Origin of the sequence: Cellulosimicrobium cellulans, assembly GCF_007679345.1 — a bacterium.
Lineage (GTDB): Bacteria > Actinomycetota > Actinomycetes > Actinomycetales > Cellulomonadaceae > Cellulomonas > Cellulomonas cellulans_A.
The window spans coordinates 130,288-150,983 of the sequence record NZ_VEGH01000006.1 but is presented as its reverse complement, the minus strand read 5'-3'; the positions used below and the strand labels follow the sequence as shown (position 1 = coordinate 150,983).

The 20,696-nt window shown below is 74.5% G+C and carries 17 protein-coding genes; 11 read left to right on the top strand and 6 right to left on the bottom strand.

Translation table 11 applies throughout. The annotated features are described in order from the left end of the window. Nucleotides 1-168: 168 nt before the first annotated feature. The 5 genes from FS882_RS09865 to FS882_RS09845 all read right to left on the bottom strand — a co-directional run bounded on the left by FS882_RS09865 (nt 169) and on the right by FS882_RS09845 (nt 7,252). Entirely contained in the window at nt 169-1,575 is a 1,407-nt protein-coding gene (locus FS882_RS09865; protein ID WP_158372890.1) for a cystathionine beta-synthase, read from the bottom strand. A gap of 61 nt (nt 1,576-1,636) precedes the next feature. After that, complete coding sequence (locus FS882_RS09860) at nt 1,637-3,247, bottom strand: UxaA family hydrolase (protein WP_158372889.1); 1,611 nt, start codon at nt 3,245-3,247, stop codon at nt 1,637-1,639. A 106-nt stretch (nt 3,248-3,353) separates the two neighbouring features. After that, nucleotides 3,354-4,448: a sugar kinase gene (locus FS882_RS09855; protein WP_158372888.1), complete on the bottom strand. Its 1,095-nt coding sequence runs from the start codon at nt 4,446-4,448 to the stop codon at nt 3,354-3,356. Nucleotides 4,449-4,724: 276 nt separating this feature from the next. Then, nucleotides 4,725-5,753, bottom strand: a complete 1,029-nt coding sequence (locus tag FS882_RS09850) for a LacI family DNA-binding transcriptional regulator (protein WP_158372887.1) — start codon at nt 5,751-5,753, stop codon at nt 4,725-4,727. A gap of 35 nt (nt 5,754-5,788) precedes the next feature. Beyond that, nucleotides 5,789-7,252 (bottom strand): Gfo/Idh/MocA family protein, encoded by a 1,464-nt coding sequence (locus FS882_RS09845; protein ID WP_158372886.1) that lies wholly within the window; start codon nt 7,250-7,252, stop codon nt 5,789-5,791. Between the two features lie 240 nt (nt 7,253-7,492). Here FS882_RS09845 and FS882_RS09840 point away from each other — a divergent pair, with 240 nt between their 5' ends. From FS882_RS09840 to FS882_RS09800, 9 genes are all read left to right on the top strand, one after another. After that, complete coding sequence (locus tag FS882_RS09840; protein ID WP_147795795.1) at nt 7,493-8,440, top strand: carbohydrate ABC transporter permease; 948 nt, start codon at nt 7,493-7,495, stop codon at nt 8,438-8,440. Between the two features lie 15 nt (nt 8,441-8,455). Then, nucleotides 8,456-9,370 (top strand): carbohydrate ABC transporter permease, encoded by a 915-nt coding sequence (locus FS882_RS09835; protein ID WP_158372885.1) that lies wholly within the window; start codon nt 8,456-8,458, stop codon nt 9,368-9,370. A 44-nt stretch (nt 9,371-9,414) separates the two neighbouring features. Continuing rightward, nucleotides 9,415-10,743 carry an ABC transporter substrate-binding protein gene (locus FS882_RS09830; protein WP_158372884.1) on the top strand — a complete coding sequence of 443 codons (1,329 nt, stop codon included), beginning with the start codon at nt 9,415-9,417 and terminating at the stop codon, nt 10,741-10,743. Nucleotides 10,744-10,846: 103 nt separating this feature from the next. Then, nucleotides 10,847-11,755, top strand: a complete 909-nt coding sequence (locus FS882_RS09825) for a fumarylacetoacetate hydrolase family protein (protein WP_158372883.1) — start codon at nt 10,847-10,849, stop codon at nt 11,753-11,755. Beyond that, nucleotides 11,752-12,516 carry a 2-dehydro-3-deoxy-D-gluconate 5-dehydrogenase KduD gene (gene kduD / locus FS882_RS09820; RefSeq protein ID WP_222848183.1) on the top strand — a complete coding sequence of 255 codons (765 nt, stop codon included), beginning with the start codon at nt 11,752-11,754 and terminating at the stop codon, nt 12,514-12,516. The genes FS882_RS09825 and kduD overlap by 4 nt, the downstream gene beginning before the upstream one ends. 92 nt (nt 12,517-12,608) lie before the next feature. Further along, nucleotides 12,609-13,439 (top strand): 5-dehydro-4-deoxy-D-glucuronate isomerase, encoded by an 831-nt coding sequence (kduI, locus tag FS882_RS09815; RefSeq protein ID WP_158372882.1) that lies wholly within the window; start codon nt 12,609-12,611, stop codon nt 13,437-13,439. Nucleotides 13,440-13,451: 12 nt separating this feature from the next. Then, nucleotides 13,452-14,621 (top strand): glycoside hydrolase family 105 protein, encoded by a 1,170-nt coding sequence (locus FS882_RS09810; protein ID WP_158372881.1) that lies wholly within the window; start codon nt 13,452-13,454, stop codon nt 14,619-14,621. Further along, nucleotides 14,618-16,063, top strand: coding sequence for a glucuronate isomerase (gene uxaC, locus FS882_RS09805; protein ID WP_158372880.1), 1,446 nt, complete (start codon nt 14,618-14,620; stop codon nt 16,061-16,063). Before FS882_RS09810 ends, uxaC begins: the two co-directional genes overlap by 4 nt. Continuing rightward, nucleotides 16,060-17,526: a tagaturonate reductase gene (locus FS882_RS09800; protein WP_158372879.1), complete on the top strand. Its 1,467-nt coding sequence runs from the start codon at nt 16,060-16,062 to the stop codon at nt 17,524-17,526. Before uxaC ends, FS882_RS09800 begins: the two co-directional genes overlap by 4 nt. A 178-nt stretch (nt 17,527-17,704) precedes the next feature. On the opposite strand, the gene FS882_RS09795 is transcribed toward FS882_RS09800, so the two are convergent. Further along, nucleotides 17,705-18,562, bottom strand: a complete 858-nt coding sequence (locus FS882_RS09795; RefSeq protein WP_158372878.1) for a Bax inhibitor-1/YccA family protein — start codon at nt 18,560-18,562, stop codon at nt 17,705-17,707. A 268-nt stretch (nt 18,563-18,830) separates the two neighbouring features. On the opposite strand from FS882_RS09795, the gene FS882_RS09790 reads away from it, so the two are divergent. Together FS882_RS09790 and FS882_RS09785 are read left to right on the top strand one after the other, a co-directional pair. Beyond that, nucleotides 18,831-19,799 (top strand): ABC transporter ATP-binding protein, encoded by a 969-nt coding sequence (locus FS882_RS09790; protein ID WP_158372877.1) that lies wholly within the window; start codon nt 18,831-18,833, stop codon nt 19,797-19,799. Beyond that, nucleotides 19,796-20,620, top strand: a complete 825-nt coding sequence (locus tag FS882_RS09785; protein ID WP_158372876.1) for an ABC transporter permease subunit — start codon at nt 19,796-19,798, stop codon at nt 20,618-20,620. Before FS882_RS09790 ends, FS882_RS09785 begins: the two co-directional genes overlap by 4 nt. Nucleotides 20,621-20,696: the final 76 nt, after the last annotated feature.

The following is a 20,696-nucleotide window of genomic DNA, read 5'->3' as shown; positions in this document are numbered from 1 at the left end:
TGCACGGGGCGCGCCCGACCGCGCGGGGGCGCGACGACGCGCCCGCCGGGCGGGACCGAGGCGCCCCCTTTCGTGCCTCGGCGCCAACCTAACGGGGCCGGGTAAGCGCCTGCCACCCGAAGTCGCGGGCGGACGGCCGTCACGCCCGCACGAGCCGCGGGAACCCCGTCAGCGGGCCAGGAACGCCAGCAGGTCGTGCCGCGTCAGCACCCCGACGGGCTGCCCGTCGTCGACCACCATGAGCGCGTCGTGCTTCTGCAGCGCCTCGCGCGCCGACTGCACGGACTCCCCCGAGCCGATCAGCGGCAGCGCGGCGGCCATGTGCCGGTCGACCCGGTCGGACAGCGACGCCGACCCGGAGAACACCGCGTCCAGCAGCTCGCGCTCGGAGACCGACCCGGCGACCTCGCCGATCTTCACCGGGGGCTCCGCGCCGACGACCGGCATCTGCGAGACGCCGTACTCCTGCAGGATCTCGATGGCGTCCCGCACGGTCTCGTTCGGGTGCGTGTGCACGAGCGCCGGCACGCTGCCGTCCTTGGTGCGCAGCACGTCCGCGACGGTCGCGCCCGCCTCGGTGTCGAGGAACCCGTACGACCGCATCCACCGGTCGTTGAAGATCTTCGACAGGTAGCCCTTGCCGCTGTCCGGCAGCAGCACGACGATGATCGCCCGCGCGGCCGCGGCCGGGTCCTCGTCCTCGAGCCGGCGGGCCAGCCGCAGCGCCCCCTCGACGGCCATGCCGCAGGAGCCGCCCACCAGCAGGGCCTCCTCGCGGGCCAGGCGCCGGGTCATCGCGAACGAGTCCGCGTCGGACACGGCGATGATCTCGTCCGGCACCGACGGGTCGTACGCGGCGGGCCAGAAGTCCTCGCCGACGCCCTCGACCAGGTACGGCCGCCCGTCGCCGCCCGAGTAGACCGAGCCCAGCGGGTCGATGCCGACCACGCGCACCGGGCCGCCGTCGGCCGCGGCCCGGTCGGCGGACGCGTCGTGCAGGTACCGGCCGGTGCCGGTGATGGTGCCGCCCGTGCCGACGCCGGCGACGAAGTGCGTCACCCGGCCGTCGGTGTCCGCCCAGATCTCCGGGCCCGTCGACGCGTAGTGGCTCGCGGGGCCGTTCACGTTGGCGTACTGGTTCGGCTTCCAGGCGCCCTCGATCTCGGTGACCAGGCGGTCCGAGACCGAGTAGTAGGAGTCGGGGTGGTCGGGCGGCACCGCGGTCGGGGTGACGACGACCTCGGCGCCGTACGCGCGCAGCACGTCCCGCTTGTCCTCCGACACCTTGTCCGGGCAGACGAACACGCAGCGGTAGCCCTTGCGCTGCGCGACCAGGGCCAGGCCGACGCCGGTGTTGCCGCTGGTCGGCTCGACGATCGTGCCGCCCGGGCGGAGCTCGCCGGAGGCCTCCGCCGCCTCGATCATCCGCAGCGCGATCCGGTCCTTCGCCGACCCGCCGGGGTTGAAGTACTCGACCTTCGCCAGGATCGTCGCGGACAGGCCCGCGGTCACGGCGTTGAGCCGGACCAGCGGGGTGCCGCCGACCAGCTCGGAGATGTGCTGCGCGTACTTCACGGGTCTCCCAGGAGGCGAAGGGACGGGACGGGCGACCGCCCCGGGCCCCCCAGCCTAGGTGTCAGGTGACCGTGCCGACGTGCCAGGGGATGAACTCCTCGACCCCGATGCCGAGCTCCTCGCTCGCGGTGCGCTCCCCCGAGGCGACGGCGAGGATCCGGTCGAACAGCTCCTGCCCCACCTCGGCCACGGTGCGCGCGCCGTCCGCGATCGGCCCCGCGTCGAGGTCCATGTCCTCGGCCATGCGCTCGTACACCGCGGTGTTGGTGGCCACCTTGATCGACGGCGTCGGCCGGCAGCCGAACACCGACCCCCGGCCGGTGGTGAACACGACGACGTTCGCGCCGCCGGCGACCAGCCCGGTGACCGACACCGGGTCGTACCCCGGCGTGTCCATGAACACGAAGCCCCGGTGCGGCGCCATCGGCTCGGCGTACCGGTAGACCGCCGCGAGGTCCGCCTGACCGCCCTTGGCGACGGCGCCCAGCGACTTCTCCAGGATGGTGGTCAGGCCCCCGGCCTTGTTCCCCGGCGACGGGTTGTTGTCCAGCGACCCCTGACCCGCCGCGGCGTAGTCCTTCCACCACGCGATCCGGTCGAGCAGCTGCGTCGCCACGTCCGCGTCGACCGCCCGGCGGGTCAGCAGGTGCTCCGCGCCGAAGACCTCGGGCGTCTCCGCGAGCGCCGACGTGCCGCCGTACGCGACGAGCCGGTCGCTCGCCCAGCCGAGCGCCGGGTTCGCGGTGATGCCCGAGTAGCCGTCGGACCCGCCGCAGTTCAGGCCCAGCACGAGCTCCCGGACGTCCACCTCCTCCCGCCGGCACCGGTCGAGCGCGGGCAGCATCGCGCGGACGGCCTCGACCCCCGCGCGCACCGTGGCCCGCACGCCCCCGACCTCCTGGATCGTCAGGCTCCGCACGACCGTGCCCTCGGGGATCGCGGCGAGCAGGTCGGCGCCCGCCGGCTCCGGCGCCGGAGCGCCGACCGACGGCATGCCCAGGAACGCCTCGGCGCCCGAGCGCGCGGACAGCTGCGCCGGCTGCAGCATCTCGCAGCCCAGCCCGAGCACCAGCACCGCGCCGATGTTGGGGTGCGCGGCGTACCCGCGCAGGGTGCGCAGCAGCAGCCGGCCACCCTCGCTCTCCGGCACCATCCCGCAGCCCGACTGGTGGGTCAGCGGGAGCACGCCGTCCACGTGCGGGAACGCCGCGAGCGCGCTCGGCGGGAACTCCGCCGCGATCATCCGCGCGGTCGACGCCGAGCAGTTCACGCTCGTGAGGATCGCCAGGTAGTTGCGCGTGCCGACCCGGCCGTCCGACCGGCGGTAGCCCCGGAACGTGGGCCGCGGGCCGTCCGGCACGGGCAGCACGGTCCGCGTGCCGCCGAGCTCGTGCCGGCGCTCCCCCTCCTCGTACCCGAGGTTGTGCGCGTGCACGTGCTCCCCGGGCGCGATGTCCGCGGTGGCGACCCCGATCACCTGGCCGTACTTGCGCACCGGCGCCCCCGCCGTGGCGGGCCGCAGCGCGACCTTGTGGCCCCGCGGCACCCGGTCGCGCACCCGGACTTCCGGGCCGGCGGCGGGCGCGGCGTGCTCCCCGGGGGCGAGGTCGCGGGTCGCGACGGCGACGTCGTCCCCGTCGCGGAGCACCAGCAGGTCGGGGCGGGTCGTCATGGGCGGGCCTTCCGTCGGTCGGTCGGTCGGGGGCGGGTGCTGCGGGGTGCGGCGAGGCCGGGGGCGGGGAGGCCGGGCGCGGTCGAGCGGCCTAGGCCGCGGCGGCTCACCACGCGATCGCCGCCGGGCGGCGGGCCGCGGCGTCGCGCACGTCCGCGAACCGGGCGCGCGCGGCGTCGCCGGGGGTCGTCATCGCCAGCGCGCCCGACGCGACCCCGAGGTCCAGCGCCTCCGGGAGCGGGGCCCCGCGGAGCAGCCCGGCGACGAGGCCCGCGGCGAACGCGTCGCCCCCGCCGACCCGGTCGAGGACCTCCACGTCGCCGTGCCCGACGGAGGCGTGCACCCCGTCCGCGGCCGACCAGCCGAGCGCGCCCCAGCCGTTGCGGGAGGCGGAGCGCACCGCCCGGCAGGTGGTCGCGACCACGCGCACGCCGGGCGCGACCGTGCGGATCCGCGCGACGCCGCGCTCGAACGCCTCGCGGGCGGCGACCGGGTCCTCGGCCGGCGGGTCGTCCACGTCCGGGAACAGGTCCCACGCCGACCCGATCAGCACGTCGCACCCGGCGGCGAGGGCCCGGGCGGTCGCGCACGCCTCCGCGCGGCCGCCGCGGGCCCGCCACAGCGAGGGCCGGAAGTTGGTGTCGACGGACACCGGGACGCCGCGCCGCCGCGCCTCGCGGGCGGCGTGCAGGGCCGTGGCGGTCGTGGTCGGCGACAGCCCTGCGAACACGCCGCCGGTGTGGAACCACCGCGCTCCCGCCAGCACCGCGCCCCACGGCACGTCCGCCGGCGCCAGCCGCGACGCCGCCGTGCGCGCGCGGTCGGAGACGCCCACCGCGCCGCGGGCACCGTGCCCGCGCTCGGTGAAGTTCAGCCCGTTCCGGCCGGGAACCGGTCCCCCGGCCGGCGACCAGCGGATCCAGCGGGTGTCGACGCCCGAGGCCAGCACGAGGTCCTCGACCAGCCGGCCCACCTCGTCGTCGACGAGGGCGGTGACCACCGCGGCCCGCAGGCCGAACGCCGTGCGCAGCGCGCGGGCGACGTTGTACTCGCCGCCGCCCTCGTGCGCCGTGAACGCACGGGCCGAACGGATGCGCGCCTCCCCCGGGTCCAGCCGGAGCATCACCTCGCCGAGCGCGACGACCTCGGGGGCCCGACCGCCCGGCGGCGCCGCGGGCGGCGGGGAAGACGGGGACGGCATGACCTCACCTCGCTGTCGGGATCACCGGCAACCTACCCGAGAAACCGGTTCCTCGACACCCCTTGATCCGCGCTCCGGAGATGCCGGGCTGGCGGGCGGAGGCGGGCGACCCCGCGGCCTGCGGCTTCCGGCGCCGGCCCCCGCCGACCGCCGAGGGCAGGGCCGGGGGCCGTCGGCGTACCGCGCGCGACCCGGCAGCGCGGGCACGCGAGGCCACCGGGTGGCCGGCAGCGGCGCGCGTCGGCGCCGCCCCCGCGCGCGGCTCCCCGCTCCGCGTCAGCCGGCCGCCGGCGCGGGCGCCGAGGACGCCCGGGTGAGCAGTGCGGCCGGCAGGACCTCCGCGGCGCCCTGGACGTCCACCCCGTCGGCGGGTGCCGGCTCCGGGACCCCGGCGATCCGCGCGTGCAGCCGGGCCCACGCGCGGGCGCCGATCTGCTCGTACGGCACGTGCACCGTGGTGAGTGAGGGCGTCGCGTACCGCGCGAGCTCGATGTCGTCGAACCCGACCACCGAGAGCGTGCCGGGCACGTCCACCCCGAGCTCGTGCAGGTGCCCCAGCAGCCCGAACGCCACCTGGTCGTTGTAGGCCACCACGGCCGTCGCCTGCGTGGCGAGCGCCGCGTGCGCGAGCGCGTACCCCTCGGCGACCGTCGCGCCGCAGGCCAGCGTGAAGAACCGCACGTCCCGGAAGGCGACCCGCGCCCGCCCGAGCCCGTCCAGGCGCGCGACGTTCGACGGGCTGGAGTCGGGCCCGGACAGGTAGGCGATCGCCCGGTGGCCGAGGGCCACCAGGTGCTCGACGACGCCGTACATCGCGGGCGAGTAGTCGACGTTGACGCTCGGGGTCGCCGACCCCGGCACGGTGCGGTTGACGAGGACGACCGGGGCGACCTCGTCCAGGACCCCGCCCAGCACCTCCTGCGACATCCGCGGCGCGACGATGACCAGCGCGTCGCACCGGGCACGCGTGCTGCGGACGATGTCGACCTCGTCGCGACCGGGCCCGGCCGTCTCCGCGACGACGACGCCGTACCCGTGCCGGTGCGCCCCGTCGGCGACCGCGCGGAGCACGGCCTGGAACATCGGGTTCGCCAGGTCCGGCACGACGATGCCCACCGCGAGGGTCCGCCCGAGGGACAGCGAGCGGGCGGTGACCGAGGGGCGGTAGTGCAGCTCCGCGGCGGCGGCGCGCACCCGGCGGGTCAGCTCGGCGTCGACCGTGCTGCCGTTCATCACGCGGGAGACCGTGGCCCGGGAGACCCCCGCGGCCGTCGCGACGTCGCTGATGGTCGCGCCCGTGCGCATCGGTCGGCTCCCTTCCGCCGGACGCGTGCTGCGGCTCAGCGCACGGTGCCCAGGTCGAGTGCGCCGATGTTAACAGCGCGCCCGGTCCGCAGGGACTCGCCGGCCGCGATCCCGACGGACACCGCGCGCAGCCCGTCGGCGTACCCGGCGGCGCGACCCAGCGGGTCGTCCTCGACGCGGAGGTCCCGGCGGAACACGTCCATGAGCAGCAGCGCGTCGCCGCCGCCGTGGCCGCCCTCGCCCCGCGGGATCGGCACCTCGCGGGCGCCCTCCCAGTGCCGCTGGACCACCAGGTGCTCGCCCTCGGGCCGGGACGCCGCGACCGGCACGGCGTGCGGGTTGGCCGAGGGGTCGAGCACGACGCGCCCCTCGGCGTCGACGGAGACCGCGCCCCGCTCGACGACGGTCAGCTCGGCCCGCCCCTCGGTCCCGTTCACCGCGACGGAGTACCCCTCCCACGGGCAGTGCGCGTTGAGGGCGTAGGTCATCGAGACGCCGGACCGGTAGTCGACGACCAGGGACAGGTCGTCCTCGATCGTGATGCCGTCGGTGAACACGTCCCGGTCGCGCAGGTAGCCGTCGTGGTGCTCGGCGTCGAGGTAGAGGCCCTTCAGGCGGCGGTCCGCCCGCAGGTCGAGCGCCCACGGGTCGCCGGTGGTGCCGGTGCCGCGCTCGGGCCGCGGCCCCAGCCCGCGGGCCTGCGCGTTGTCGTGCCCGTAGAACCGCAGGCCGCCGGAGGCGAACACCCGCTCGGGCTCGTCGTCGAGCCACCAGCCGACCAGGTCGAAGTGGTGCGACGACTTGTGCACCAGCAGGCTCCCGGAGGCCTCGCGGTCCCGGTGCCACCGGCGGAAGTAGTCCGCGCCGTGCACGGTGTCGAGGAGCCACTCGAAGTGCACGCTCGTCGGCCTGCCGATCACCCCGGACGCGATGACCTCGCGGAGCGCGGAGTTCCGCGGCGCGTACCGGTAGTTGAACGTCATGACGAGGTCGCGGCCCGTGGCGGCCACGGACGCGGCGATCGCCCGGCACCCGTCGGCCGTGGTGGCCATCGGCTTCTCCAGCACGACGTCCGCCCCGGCGGCCTGCGCCCGGGCGACGTGCTCGGCGTGCAGGTGGTCCGGCGTCGTCACCACCACGACGTCGACCGCCTGCTCCGCGACCATCCGCGCGAGGTCCGCCGGGCCGTAGCGCGGCAGGCCGGCCGGGCCGTCGAGCCCCAGCGCGGCGCCGACCTCCGCGTCGTAGAAGTCGATCCGCCCGGGGTTCGGGTCGCACCAGGCCACGAGCTCGGCGACGTCCCGGTGCGCGCCGGTGATCGCACCCACGTACATGCCGGCCCGGTGCCCGGTGCCCAGGACCGCGTACCGGCGCCGCGGCCGGCCGGGCGGGACCGGCGCGAACCGCGGCGTGACGGCGGCGTCCGGGTGCGCGGAGGCGGAGGCGGGCGGGCGGGGGGCCGTCGGGTTCTGGTCGAGCGGGGCGGGGGGAGGCGTCATCGCGGGTCCCTTCTCTCAGAAACGGGTTTCTCGCGATCACCCTACCCACGCGTCGACGGCACCGGCAGCAGCACCTCGCAACCGGGACCTAGGGCCCAGTTCGAGGCCCGCTCTACCGCCGGATCCGCGATCGGACGCCGGATCGGGCGACTGGGGCTGGACAGGGCGTTCACCCGTTCGGGTAACGTCCGGAACCGGTTCCTGAGAACCGATGCAGCCAGACCACGAGGAAGTGTGTCCATGACAGCACTCAACGAGCTCCGCACGATGCGCAGCAAGCGCGGCGGCCCGAAGATCGCGGCCGTCTCGAACCTCCGCAAGTCCGATCAGCGTGCGGCGCTGGCGTTCCTGGCCCCCTGGTTCCTGGGGCTGTTCGGGATCACCCTGATCCCCCTGGTCGCGTCGCTGGTCCTGGCGACGACCGACTACGACCTGCTGACGTCGCCGACGTTCATCGGGCTCGACAACTTCACGGCGATGCTGACCGACACCCGGCTGCACGAGTCGCTCCGGGTGACGTTCCTGTACGTCGTCACGGGCGTCCCGCTGCAGCTGGTCGTCGCGCTGGGCCTGGCCGTGCTGCTCAACCGCGGCCTGCGCGGGATGACGTTCTACCGCTCGGTCTTCTACCTGCCCTCGCTGCTCGGCAGCTCGGTGGCCATCGCGATCCTCTGGCGGCAGGTGTTCGGCGAGGACGGGCTGTTCAACGCGTTCCTCGGCCTGTTCGGCATCCAGGGCATGGGCTGGGTCTCGCACCCCGACACCGCGCTGTGGACGCTCGTCCTGCTGCACGTGTGGACGTTCGGCTCCCCGATGATCATCTTCCTGGCCGGCCTGCGGCAGATCCCGGAGATGTACTACGAGGCGGCCTCGCTGGACGGCGCCTCGCGCTGGCGGCAGTTCCGCTCGGTGACGCTGCCGCTCCTGAGCCCGATCATCTTCTTCAACCTCGTGATGCAGGTGATCATCGCGTTCCAGTCGTTCACGCAGGCGTTCGTGGTGTCCAACGGGACGGGCGGACCGTCGGACTCGACGCTCTTCTACACCCTCTACCTGTACCAGGAGGGGTTCACGAACCTGCGCATGGGCTATGCGGCCGCCATGGCCTGGGTCCTGGTCCTCATCGTGCTCGTGCTGACCGCCATCAACTTCTGGGCCTCGAAGTTCTGGGTCTTCTACGAGGACTGAGAGGAGTCCAGCGCCATGACCACCACCACCTCCCCCGACCTGCCCACGCGCATCCGCCGCCTCGCCGACGACAGCCCCGTCCGGCCGGGCCGCGAGCGGTGGCGCTCGGTCCTGCGCACCACCCTGCGCCACGCCACCATGATCGTCGCCGCGGTGATCATGATCTACCCGCTGATCTGGCTGGTCGGCAGCTCGTTCAAGCCGACCGAGCTGATCTTCCGCGACCTGTCGGTGCTGCCGACCGAGTGGGACTTCTCCAACTACGCGAGCGGCTGGGAGGCGCTGTCCCAGCCCTTCGGCCGGTACATGCTCAACTCCGCCGTCATCGTCGCCGGCTGCCTGCTGGGCAACCTGGTCACCTGCTCGATGGCCGGCTACGCCTTCGCCCGGCTGCGGTTCCGGGGCCGGAACATGTGGTTCGCCATGATGCTCATCAGCATCATGCTGCCGATCCACGTGATCATCGTGCCGCGCTACATCATGTTCCAGCAGATGGACTGGATCAACACGTTCTGGCCGTTGATCGTCCCGAAGCTGCTGGCCACCGACGCGTTCTTCATCTTCCTGATGGTGCAGTTCTTCCGCGGCATCCCGAACGAGCTCGAGGAGGCCGCGCGGATCGACGGCTGCGGCCACCCGCGCATCTTCTTCTCGGTGATGCTGCCGAATGCCGTCCCCGCCCTCGCGACCACGGCGATCTTCACCTTCATCTGGACGTGGAACGGCTTCTTCAGCCAGCTCATCTTCCTGACCCGGGACGAGATGCGGACGGCGCCGCTCGCGCTGCGCCTGTTCCTCGACCCGGCGACGGGCAGCAACTGGGGACCGATGTTCGCGATGTCCATCGTGACGCTCGTCCCCATCTTCCTGGTCTTCCTCTTCGGCCAGCGGTACCTGGTCCAGGGCATCGCGACGACGGGGATGAAGTGATCGGCCGCACCGCAGAGCACGACTCGACGACGAGAGGGACGCTGATGCAGGTAGGACGAGGGACGGCGCGCGCGCGTCGGCTGGGCGCGGCCGTCGCCGCCACGGCGATGGCCGTGACGCTGGCCGCGTGCGGGAGCTCGGGCAGCCCGGGCACCGGGGGCAGCACGAGCGGGTCCGACGACCCGGACCAGGTGACGATCACCTTCGCCTGGTGGGGCTCGGACACGCGGCAGCAGATCACCGAGGAGGTCATCGCGGCCTTCGAGGCCGAGTACCCGCACATCACGGTGGAGCCGGACTTCACCAGCTGGGACAACTACTTCGAGCGGCTCAACGTGGCGGCGGCCGGCGGGAGCCTGCCGGACGTCATCACGCAGCAGGAGCGGTTCCTGGCCGAGTACGCCAGCCGCGGGCTGCTCGCGGACCTCCGCGAGCTGGACATCGCGACGGACGCCATCGACCCGTCGGTGATCGAGTCCGGCGAGGTCGACGGCACGTTCGTCGGGATCGCGACCGGGGTCAGCAGCCACGCGCTGGTCACGGACCCCGCGATCTTCGCCGAGGCGGGCGTCGACCTCCCGGACGACACCACCTGGTCCTGGGACGACTACGAGGCGGTCGCGAACGCGATCTCCGCGGGGTCCGGGGGCGAGCTGTTCGGCGTGCAGAACTACAGCTTCCTCGAGGTCGTGCTGAAGATCATGGCGCGGCAGAACGGCGAGGAGGTGTTCACCGAGGACGGCGAGCTCGGCGTCTCGGTCGACACCGTGGAGGCGTGGTTCCAGCGCTCGGTGGACCTGATGGAGTCGGGCGGCGAGCCGTCCGCGTCGGTGTCCACCGAGATCAACGCCGCCGGCGTCGAGGGCTCGCTGCCCGCGACCGGTCAGGGCGCGATGGCGTGGTTCTGGTCCAACCAGCTCGACGCGATCCAGAGCGCCGCCGGCCGCGACCTGCAGCTGCTGCGGCCGCCGGGCGAGGCGGACGGGGTCCGGACGGGCGCCTACCTGTACCCGACGATGTACTACTCCGTCGCCGAGTCCAGCCCGCACCCGGAGGAGGCCGCGCTGCTCGTCGACTTCCTCATCAACTCGACGACCGCGGGCGAGCTGATCCTCATGGACCGGGGCCTGCCGTCCAACACCGAGGTGCGCGAGGCGGTCCTGCCGCTGCTGTCGGACGCCGACCGGGTCGGCGCGGACTTCGTCGCCGAGATCGAGCCGACGATCGTCGACGGGACCCCTGTCCCGCCGGTCGGCGCCGGCGAGACGACGCAGATCACCCAGCGGGTGAACTCCGACGTGCTGTTCGGGCGGATCACCCCGCGCGAGGCGGCGGAGCGCTGGCTGGACGAGGTCGGCACGGCGATCTCCTGACGCCCGGGGCCGGGACTCGCGCCGCGAGCCCCGGCCCCGTCCCGACCCCACCCGCTCCGACCCACCCGCGGCCCCGCCCGGACCCGACCCCAGGGAGACCCCCGTGCGCCTCGTCAGCCACCACGCCGGCGACGCCGTCCGCCCCGGCGCCCTCGTCGCCGGCCCCGGCGGCGACCGGCTGCTCGACCTCGCCCCCGTGCTGCCCGGCCGCGGCGTCGTGGACCTGCTGCGCGACCCCGCGCTGCTCACCGCCGCGCACGAGGCCGTGGGCGCGGCCGACCCCGCGTGCCTGCCCGACGCCGCCACGGTCCGGCTCGCGCCGCCGGTGCGTCCCGGGAAGATCCTCTGCCTGGGCCACAGCTACGCCGGGCACCTCGGCCGGGACCGCGCGCCGGACGACGTGCCGGAGGTCCCGAACGTCTTCGTCAAGACCCCCAACACCCTGTGCGGCCCCCACGACCCGGTGGTGCTGCCGCCGGCCGTGCGGCACGCCGACTACGAGGGCGAGATCGCCGTCGTCGTCGGGCGGCGCGCCCACCGCGTCCCGCTGGCCGAGGCCGAGGCGCACGTCGGCGGGCTCACGCTCTTCGACGACGTGTCCGCCCGCGACTGGCAGTCCCGCACCTCGCAGTGGACGCTCGGCAAGTGCGTCGACGGCTTCGGCCAGCTCGGCCCCGCCGTCGTCACCGCCGACGAGGCGCTGCCGGTCACCGGGCGCGAGCTCACCGTCGAGCGCGACGGCGTCGTCACCGTCCGGTCGAGCACCGACGCCCTGGTGTTCTCCCCCGCGTTCCTGGTCCACCACCTCAGCCAGGTCCTCACCCTCGAGCCCGGCGACGTCATCGCCACCGGCACGCCCGCGAAGCTCCCCGAGGCCGCCGCCGCGCACGTGCCCCTGCGGCACGGCGACGCCGTGACGATCACGGTCACCGGCCTGGGGTCCCTCACCACCACGTTCGTCGACGGTCCCCCGTCGGCGCCCCGCCCCGACACCCCTGGAGGCCCGCAGTGATCCTCGACTCCTTCCGCCTGGACGGGAAGGTCGCCCTCGTCACCGGCGCCGCGCGCGGCCTCGGCCGGGGCGCCGCCCTCGCGCTCGCCGAGGCCGGCGCCGACGTCGCCCTGCTCGACCACGTCGCGGGCACCGGGACCGCCGAGGCCGTGCGCGCGCTCGGCCGGCGGTGCCTCGTGCTCGAGCGCGACCTGATCCACGCCACCCCCGAGGAGATGGACGCCGACGTGCAGGCCGTCGTGGACGGGCTCGGCCGCGTGGACGTCCTGGTGAACAACGCCGGCATCATCCGCCGGGCACCGCTGCTGGAGCATGCGGCAGCCGACTGGGACGACGTGCTCGCCATCAACCTGGACGCCGTGTTCCACCTGTCCCGGTCGGCCGCGCGCCGGTTCGTCGACCAGGGGAGCGGGAAGATCATCAACATCGCCTCGATGCTGGCGTTCCAGGGCGGCGTGCTGGTCCCCGGCTACACGGCCTCCAAGCACGCGGTCGCGGGCGTCACGAAGGCGCTGGCCAACGAGCTCGCCCGGCACGGCGTCAACGCCAACGCGATCGCCCCCGGCTACATGGCCACCGACAACACCGCCGCCCTCCGCGCCGACGAGGTCCGCGAGCGCTCGATCCTCGACCGCATCCCCGCGGAGCGCTGGGGCACCCCCGCGGACCTGCAGGGCGCCTTCGTGTTCCTGGCGTCCGCGGCCTCGGACTACGTCAACGGCACCGTCCTGCCCGTGGACGGCGGCTGGCTCGTCCGCTGACCCGCGGCCCCACCCGCACGCCGCGCCACCGCCACCCGCGCCGCCCGCACCCCGCCCGCACCCCGCCCGACCCATCCCAGGAAGGCCCCCTCGTGGAGAACCGCTACGCCACCGGACCCGACCAGATCGCCGGACTCGACACCGCCGGGCTGCGCGCCCGCTACCTCGTGCCCGACCTGTTCGTCCCCGGCGAGGTCCGCCTCGTCCACACCCACCACGACCGCGTCGTCCTCGGCGGGGCCGTCCCGGCCGGGCGGCGGCTGCCGCTCGAGGCGCCCGACGGCCTGCGCGCCGCGCACTTCCTGGAGCGCCGCGAGGTCGGGATCGTCAACGTCGGCGGCCCGGCCGTGGTGGAGGCGGACGGGACCACCTACGAGCTGCCGCCGCGCGCGTGCCTCTACCTGGGCCGCGGCGTCCGGGACGTGACGTTCGCCGACGCCGCGGAGGGATCCGGCGCACGGCTCTACCTCGTGTCGGCGCCCGCGCACACGGCGTACCCCGCCGCGCGCGTGCTGCCGGAGGCGGGCACGGTCCGCGAGCTCGGCGACCAGGAGACGTCGAACCGCCGGACCCTGCGCCAGTACCTGCACCCGGACGGCGTCCGCACTTGCCAGGTGATGATGGGCGTCACGACGCTGCACCCGGGCTCGATGTGGAACACCATGCCGGCCCACACCCACGACCGGCGTACCGAGTGCTACCTGTACGTCGACCTGCCCGAGGACGCCCGGGTGATCCACCTGCTCGGCCGGCCCGAGGAGACGCGGCACCTCGTCGTCGCCGACGGGCAGGCCGTCATCTCGCCGTCCTGGTCGATCCACGCGGGGGTCGGCACCGCGGCGTACTCGTTCGTGTGGGCGATGGCCGGGGAGAACCAGGCCTTCGACGACATGGACGCCGTGCCGCCGGCCGCGCTGGCCTGAGCGGAGGACGGGATGACCACGCACTCCACCCCCGACGCGCCGACCGGGCGCGGGTACGGCACCGCGCGCACCCCGTGGGCCGTGCTCGGCGCCGACACCCTGCTCGCCCGCGAGCCGCTGATGAACCCGCGCGACCGCTGGGAGTACGAGGACGGCCTGGTGCTCGACGGCGTCCGGGCCGTGCACCGGCTGACCGGGGACCCGCGGTACTCCGCGTACATCCGGCGCAACCTCGACCACTTCGTGCGCGAGGACGGCTCGATCCTGGGGTACTCCCGCGCCGAGTACAACCTCGACCACGTCAACAACGGCAAGGCCGTGCTCGACCTGCTGGAGGAGACCGGCGACCGCCGGTACCGCCTCGCCGCCGACCGGCTGTTCCAGCAGCTGCTCCGCCAGCCGCGGCTCCGGGCCGGCACGTTCTGGCACAAGCAGATCTACCCCGACCAGGTCTGGCTCGACGGCCTGTACATGGGCTCGGTGTTCTACGCCCGGTACTGCGTGCTGGCGGGCCGCGCCGACCTGCTGGACGACGTCGTGCTGCAGTTCACCACCGCGTACGAGCTGACGGTGGAGGAGTCCTCCGGCCTGTGCCGGCACGCCTGCGACGAGTCGCGCCGGATGGGCTGGGCCGACCCGGAGACCGGGCGCTCGCCGCACGTGTGGCTGCGCGCGCTCGGCTGGTTCGTCATGGCGATGACCGACGTGCTCGAGCACCTGCCGGCCGAGCACCCCGGCCGCGAGCGCATCCGGGTGCAGCTCACCGACGTGCTCGCCGCGCTGCTGCGGGTCCGCGACCCGCGCACCGGCCTGTGGTTCCAGATCCCCGACCAGGGCGACCGGCCACTCAACTACCTGGAGTCCTCGGGCTCGTTCATGGTGCTGGCCGCGATCGCCAAGGCCCTGCGGCTCGGCCACCTCGCCGGCGACGACTGGGAGCAGGCGCTGGAGGCCGGCTGGGCGCACGCCACGGAGCAGTTCCTGTCCGTCGACGCGCAGGGCTGGGTGAACGTCCACCGGATGTGCCACGTCGCCGGCCTGGGCGGGCAGCCCTACCGGGACGGCAGCTACGCGTACTACATGACCGAGCCGATCGTCACGAACGACCACAAGGGCGTCGGCCCGTTCCTGCTGCTCGCCGCCGAGATGGACCGGCGGCACGGCCTCGGGGCGTCCCGGTGACCGCCCCGGCCCGCCCGGAGGGCGCCTGGACGCTGCACCCCGACCGCGCGCTGCCCGCCGACCCGGTCACCCGGCCGGTCGCCCGGGAGATCTACCGCGCCACCCGCGACCTGCCGCTGGTGGCGATGCACGGGCACGTGCCGGTGGAGTGGTTCGCGGAGGACTCCCCGTTCCCGGACCCGGCCCAGCTGCTCGTCGTGCCGGACCACTACCTGGTCCGGATGCTGGCCTCGCAGGGGGCCGGCATCGAGCAGCTCGGCGTCGCCCCCGTGCGCGGCGGCACCGGCATCGCGGCCGAGACGGACCCGCGGGCGATCTGGCGCCGGTTCTGCGCCGGGTGGCCGCTGTTCCGGGGCACCCCGACCCGGTTCTGGCTGGAGACCGAGTTGGTCGAGATCTTCGGCATCACCGAGCGGCCCAGCGCCGCCACCGCCGACGCGCTCTACGACCGGGTGCAGGCCGCCATCGACGACCCCGCGTTCCGGCCGCGGGCGCTGCTCGACCGGTTCGGCATCGAGGTCATCAGCACCACCGACCCGGCCTGGTCCACGCTGGACGCGCACGCCCGCCTCGCCGCCGACGGGCTCGGGCACCGGGTGCTCCCGACGTTCCGCCCCGACGCCCTGCTCGCCGTCGACCGACCGGGCTGGCGCGCCGACCTCGACCGGCTGGGCGCCGCCACCGGCGCCGACGTCGAGTCGTACGCCGGGTACGTCGAGGCCCTGCGGGTGCAGCGCGCCCGGTTCAAGGCCGCGGGCGCCCGGGCCTCCGACCACGGGCTGCTCGCCACCGGCACCACGCCCCTGACGGACGCCGAGGCGGAGCGGGTGTTCGCCGCGGCGCTGCGCGGGCGGGTCCCGGCCGCGGACGCCGCCGCCTTCGCCGGCCACATGCTGTTCCAGATGGCGGCGATGGCCGCCGACGACGGCCTGGTGCTGCAGCTGCACCCCGGGGTGCTCCGGGACCACGACCCGGCGGTGGCCGCCGCGTTCGGCCCGGACCGCGGCTACGACATCCCGGTCGCGACGGAGTACACCCGCGCCCTGCGCCCCCTGCTGGCCGCCTTCGGGCGGCACCCGGGGTTCCGGACCATCCTGTTCACGGTCGACGAGTCCACGTTCTCCCGCGAGCTCGCCCCGCTGGCCGGCGTCTACCCGTCGGTCCGGCTCGGGGCGCCGTGGTGGTTCCTCGACGCCCCGGACGCCATGCGCCGCTACCGCGAGGCGGTGACCGAGACCGCCGGGTTCGCCAACACCTCGGGGTTCGTCGACGACACCCGCGCGTTCGTGTCGATCCCGGCCCGGCACGACCTGGCCCGCCGCGTCGACGCCGGGTACCTGGCCCGGCTCGTCGTCGAGCACCGGCTCGACCTCGACGAGGCGGTCGACACCGCGGCCGACCTCGCCTACCACCTGCCCCTGCGCGCCTACGAGGCCACATGACCACGACGCCCCAGCCCCTGCCCGTCCCCGACGCGTCCACCGTGCCGCGCGACGCGCTGCCGCTCACCGTCCTGCAGTTCGGCGCCGGGAACTTCCTGCGCGCGTTCGTCGACCAGATGATCCAGGGCGCCAACGACGCCGGCGTCACCCGCGACGGGGTCGCCGTCGTGCACGCCACCCCCGGGCCGGACCGCGCGCTCGACCTGCTGCGCGAGCAGGACGGGATCTACCACGTGCTGCTGGAGGGCGTCCGCGACGGCGAGCCCGTGCGGCAGGTCACCCGGGTCACCGCGATCCAGCGGGTCGTGCGGGCGCACGAGGAGTTCGCCGCCTACCGCGCGACCTACCTCGAGCCGTCGCTGCGGGTCCTGGTGTCCAACACCACCGAGGCCGGCATCGCCTGGGTCGAGGGCGACGACCTCGCCGCCACGCCGCCGGCGTCGTTCCCCGCGAAGGTCACCGCGCTGCTGCTGGACCGGTTCCGGCACTTCGGCGGCGACCCCGCGGCCGGCCTGCACGTCGTGTGCTGCGAGCTGATCGAGGACAACGCGAGCACCCTGCGCCGCTACGTCCTCGCGCACGCGGCCGCGAACGACCTGCCGGCGGCGTTCGTCGACTGGGTCGAGCGGTCCTGCACGTTCCACGACACGCTGGTCGACCGGATCGTGCCCGGCTACCCCCGGGACGAGATCGCCGACGTGCACCGGCAGATCGGCTTCGCCGACCGGCTCGTCGTCAAGGGCGAGCTCTACGGCCTCTGGGCCGTCGGCGGCGACCCCGCGCTGCGCGACGCGCTGCCGCTGGACCGGGCCGGCCAGCCCGTCGAGTTCCTGCCCGACGTCCGGCCGTCCCGGGACCGCAAGGTCCGGGTGCTCAACGGGATGCACACGGCGCTGACCCCGGTCGGGCTGCTGCTCGGCGAGGTCGGCGTCCGGGAGACGGTGGCGCGGGCTGACGTCGCGCGCTACCTCGACCTGCTGCTCGACCGCGAGGTCCTGCCGTCCCTCGCCGGGGACCCCGAGGCGCTGCGCCGGTTCGCCGCGACCATCCGCGAGCGGTTCACCAACCCGTTCCTGCAGCACCGGCTCGCCGACATCGCCCTCAACGCGCTCGCGAAGTACCGCGCGCGGAACCTGCCGGTGCTGCTGGAGGCCTGGGCGGCGGGCCGGGAGGCGCCGGCGACGGCGTTCGCGCTCGCGGCGCTGCTGGTGCTGGACTCCGGGCGGGCGGGGCCCGCGGGGTTCGAGCCGGCCGACGACCCGGGGCTGCTCGCGCTGGCGCGGGCCTGCGACGAGAGCGACCTCTCCGGGTGGGTCCGTGGCGTGGTCGTCGGGGCAGGGATGCTGCCGGCCGGCGACCCGCGCCTGGAGCGCCTCGTGGCCGAGGTGGCCGGGCACGCCGCGGCGATCCTGCGCGACGGCGCGCGGGCGGCGCTCTCGGACCTGCTCGCCGCGGCCGGCTGATCCGCACGGACGTCCGTGCGGATCAGCCCGCCGCGGCCGGACGTGGGGCCGCGCACGTCGCGGTCGGGCGGTGCGGAGGGCCTGCCCGGCCGGGACGACGACGGCCCGCGTCCCCCGGGACGACGACGGCCCGCGCCCCCTCGAGGGGCGCGGGCCGTCGGGCGCGTGCGGGGTGCGGTCAGTCCCGACCCTGCAGGATCGCGAGGATCCGCAGGATCTCGAGGTACAGCCAGACCAGCGTGACGATCAGGCCGAACGCGGCCGACCAGGCGAACTTCGCCGGGACGCCCTGCTCGACGCCCCGCTTGATGGCGTCGAAGTCCATGATCAGGCTGGCGGCCGCGAGCCCGACCGCGAACAGGCCGGCGATGACGCCGATCGGTCCGTTGCGCAGCGGGCCGAAGCCGTCGCTCGACACGAAGAACATCATCACGACGTTGACGAGCGAGTACGCGAGGTAGCCGACCATCGCGATGAGCAGCCAGCGCGTGAACTTCGGGGTGACCCGGACCCGGCCCGACTTGAACAGGAACAGCGCGGCACCGAAGGTCGCGAACGTGGCGATCACGGCCTGCAGCACGATCGGCTGGACGCCCTGGCCGTCGAAGGTCATGTTCTGGAACGCCAGGCTGATCCCGCCGAGGAACACGCCCTGCGCGACGGTGTACAGCGTGATGAGCAGCGGGCTCGGGTTCTTCTTGAACGCGTTCACCAGGCCGAGCACCAGGCCCGCGATCGCGCCGAGGGGCCAGAGCCCGGGCGCGACGTTCCAGGTCGCCGCCGCGACGACGACCAGCAGCGCGAGCAGCCCGCCCGTCTTGATGATGACGTCGTCGTAGGTCAGCCGGCCCGTGTCCCGGGTGGTGGCCGCGGGCGCGCCGTACATCTGCTCCAGCGACTGCGCCTCGATCACCGGCCCGGTGGCCGTGGCGCCGTACGCGCCCGGCTGCGCCGTCGTCTGCTGCGCGCGTCCGCGGTTCCCGCGGGCGCGCGGGTCGCCGAACACGGCGCTGTTGTTGAACACCGGGTTGGTCATCGGTCCTCCAGGGTCGGTTCGCGATCGAGCCGGCAGTGGTACTGACCCTAGAACGCCGCGACCCCCACGGAAGTTCCCCGGACCCCTCACGGGCCCGAGCCCATCCTGGCGGCCGACCTGGCGGGGCCCCGGGTCATCCCCACGGCGGACGGCGTCGGCCGTGCGGGCGAGCCGACCGGTCCGCGGAATCGGCCGCGCGGTCGTTCCGCCGGGGCCCGCGGGTCCGTAGGTTCGTGCCGTACCTGGAGACCACCCCTGTGAGGACACCATGATCGAGGCAAGAGGACTCACCAAGAGGTACGGGCAGAAGACCGCCGTCGCCGGCATCGACTTCACCGTGCAGCCCGGCAAGGTCACCGGCTTCCTCGGCCCGAACGGCGCCGGGAAGTCGACCACGATGCGGATGATCATGGGCCTCGACCGGCCCACGTCCGGCACCGTGACCGTCAACGGCCGCCCGTACGCGCAGCTCAAGAGCCCGCTGACGGAGGTCGGCGCGCTGCTCGACGCCAAGGCCGTCCACTCCGGCCGCTCGGCGACCAACCACCTGCGTGCCGTCGCCGCGACGCACGGGATCGGCCGCAAGCGGGTCGACGAGGTCATCGAGATGACCGGCCTTCAGGCCGTCGCCGGCAAGCGCGTCGGCGGCTTCTCCCTCGGCATGGGCCAGCGGCTCGGCATCGCCGCGGCCCTGCTCGGCGACCCGCGCACGCTGATCCTGGACGAGCCGGTCAACGGCCTCGACCCCGAGGGAGTGCTCTGGGTCCGCAACCTGGTCAAGCACCTCGCGACCGAGGGCCGGACGGTCTTCCTGTCCTCACACCTGATGAGCGAGATGGCGCTGACCGCGGACCACATCCTGGTGATCGGCCGCGGCCGGATCATCGCGGACGCGCCGGTCGCGGACATCGTCGCCGGCGCATCCGGCACCCGGGTCCGCGTCCGCAGCCCGCAGGCCGCCCGCCTCGCCGAGCTGCTCCAGGGCCCCGAGACCACCGTCACCTCGGTCGAGGCGGGCCTGATCGAGGTCACCGGCACGACCGCCGAGGCCGTCGGCGAGCTCGCCGCCCGCGACGGCGTCGTGCTGCACGAGCTCACGCCCGTCGCCGCGTCGCTCGAGGCGGCGTACATGTCGCTGACCGCCGACGACGTCGAGTACCACTCCGCGCCCACCGGGGCCGGCACCACCGTCCAGCAGGGGCAGACCGTCCCCACCCACGAGGAGGCCCGGCGATGAGCGCCACCGCCACCGTCCCCGCGACCCGCGCCGCGGCCCGCCCCTCGGGCGACGCCCGGGTCACCTTCGGCCGCCTGCTGCGGTCCGAGTGGATCAAGCTGTGGTCGCTGCGTTCGACCTGGTGGGTGCTGCCGATCACCGTCGTCGCCCAGGCCGGGATCGCCTGGATGATCGCGTACTTCGGTGTCCAGCAGTTCGACGAGTCCGGCATGGACTACACCGTCACGGCCGCCGACATCGTCGGCGGCATTCAGTTCGCGCAGCTGGCGATCTGCGTCCTGGCGGTCCTGGCGATCACCGGCGAGTACTCCACCGGGATGATCCGCAGCACGTTGTCGACCTCCCCGACCCGGACGCCGGCGCTGCTGGCCAAGGGCCTGGTCGTCGTCGCGGTCGCGATCGTCACCGGCATCGTGGGCACCCTGGTGTCCTGGGCCGTCACCTACCCCGTGCTCGGCGAGGCGCACCGCGTCGACCTGGGCCTGGAGATGAACCAGCGGATCCTGCTCGGCGCACCGCTCTACCTCGGGGCGATCGCCCTGCTCGCCTACGCCATCGGCGCCCTGCTGCGGCACTCGGCCGGCGCGCTCGCAACGGTGCTCGGGCTGCTCCTGGTCGTCGAGAGCGTGTTCGCGCTGATCCCGTGGACGTTCTTCGAGAAGATCAGCCCCTACCTGCCCATGTCGGCCGGTTCCCAGCTGGTCATGTCGGACAACCCCGATGCCGTGCTGGGGCCCTGGGAGGGCTACGGCGTCCTGGTCGCCTGGGGCGTCGTCGCGCTGGCCGCCGCCGCGGTGCTGCTCCGGCGCCGCGACGCCTGACAGCCGCGCCCTAGGGTGGCCCCGTCCCGGATCCCCGGGGCGGGGCCGCCGCCGTTCCCCGCGGCCCCGGCCGCGC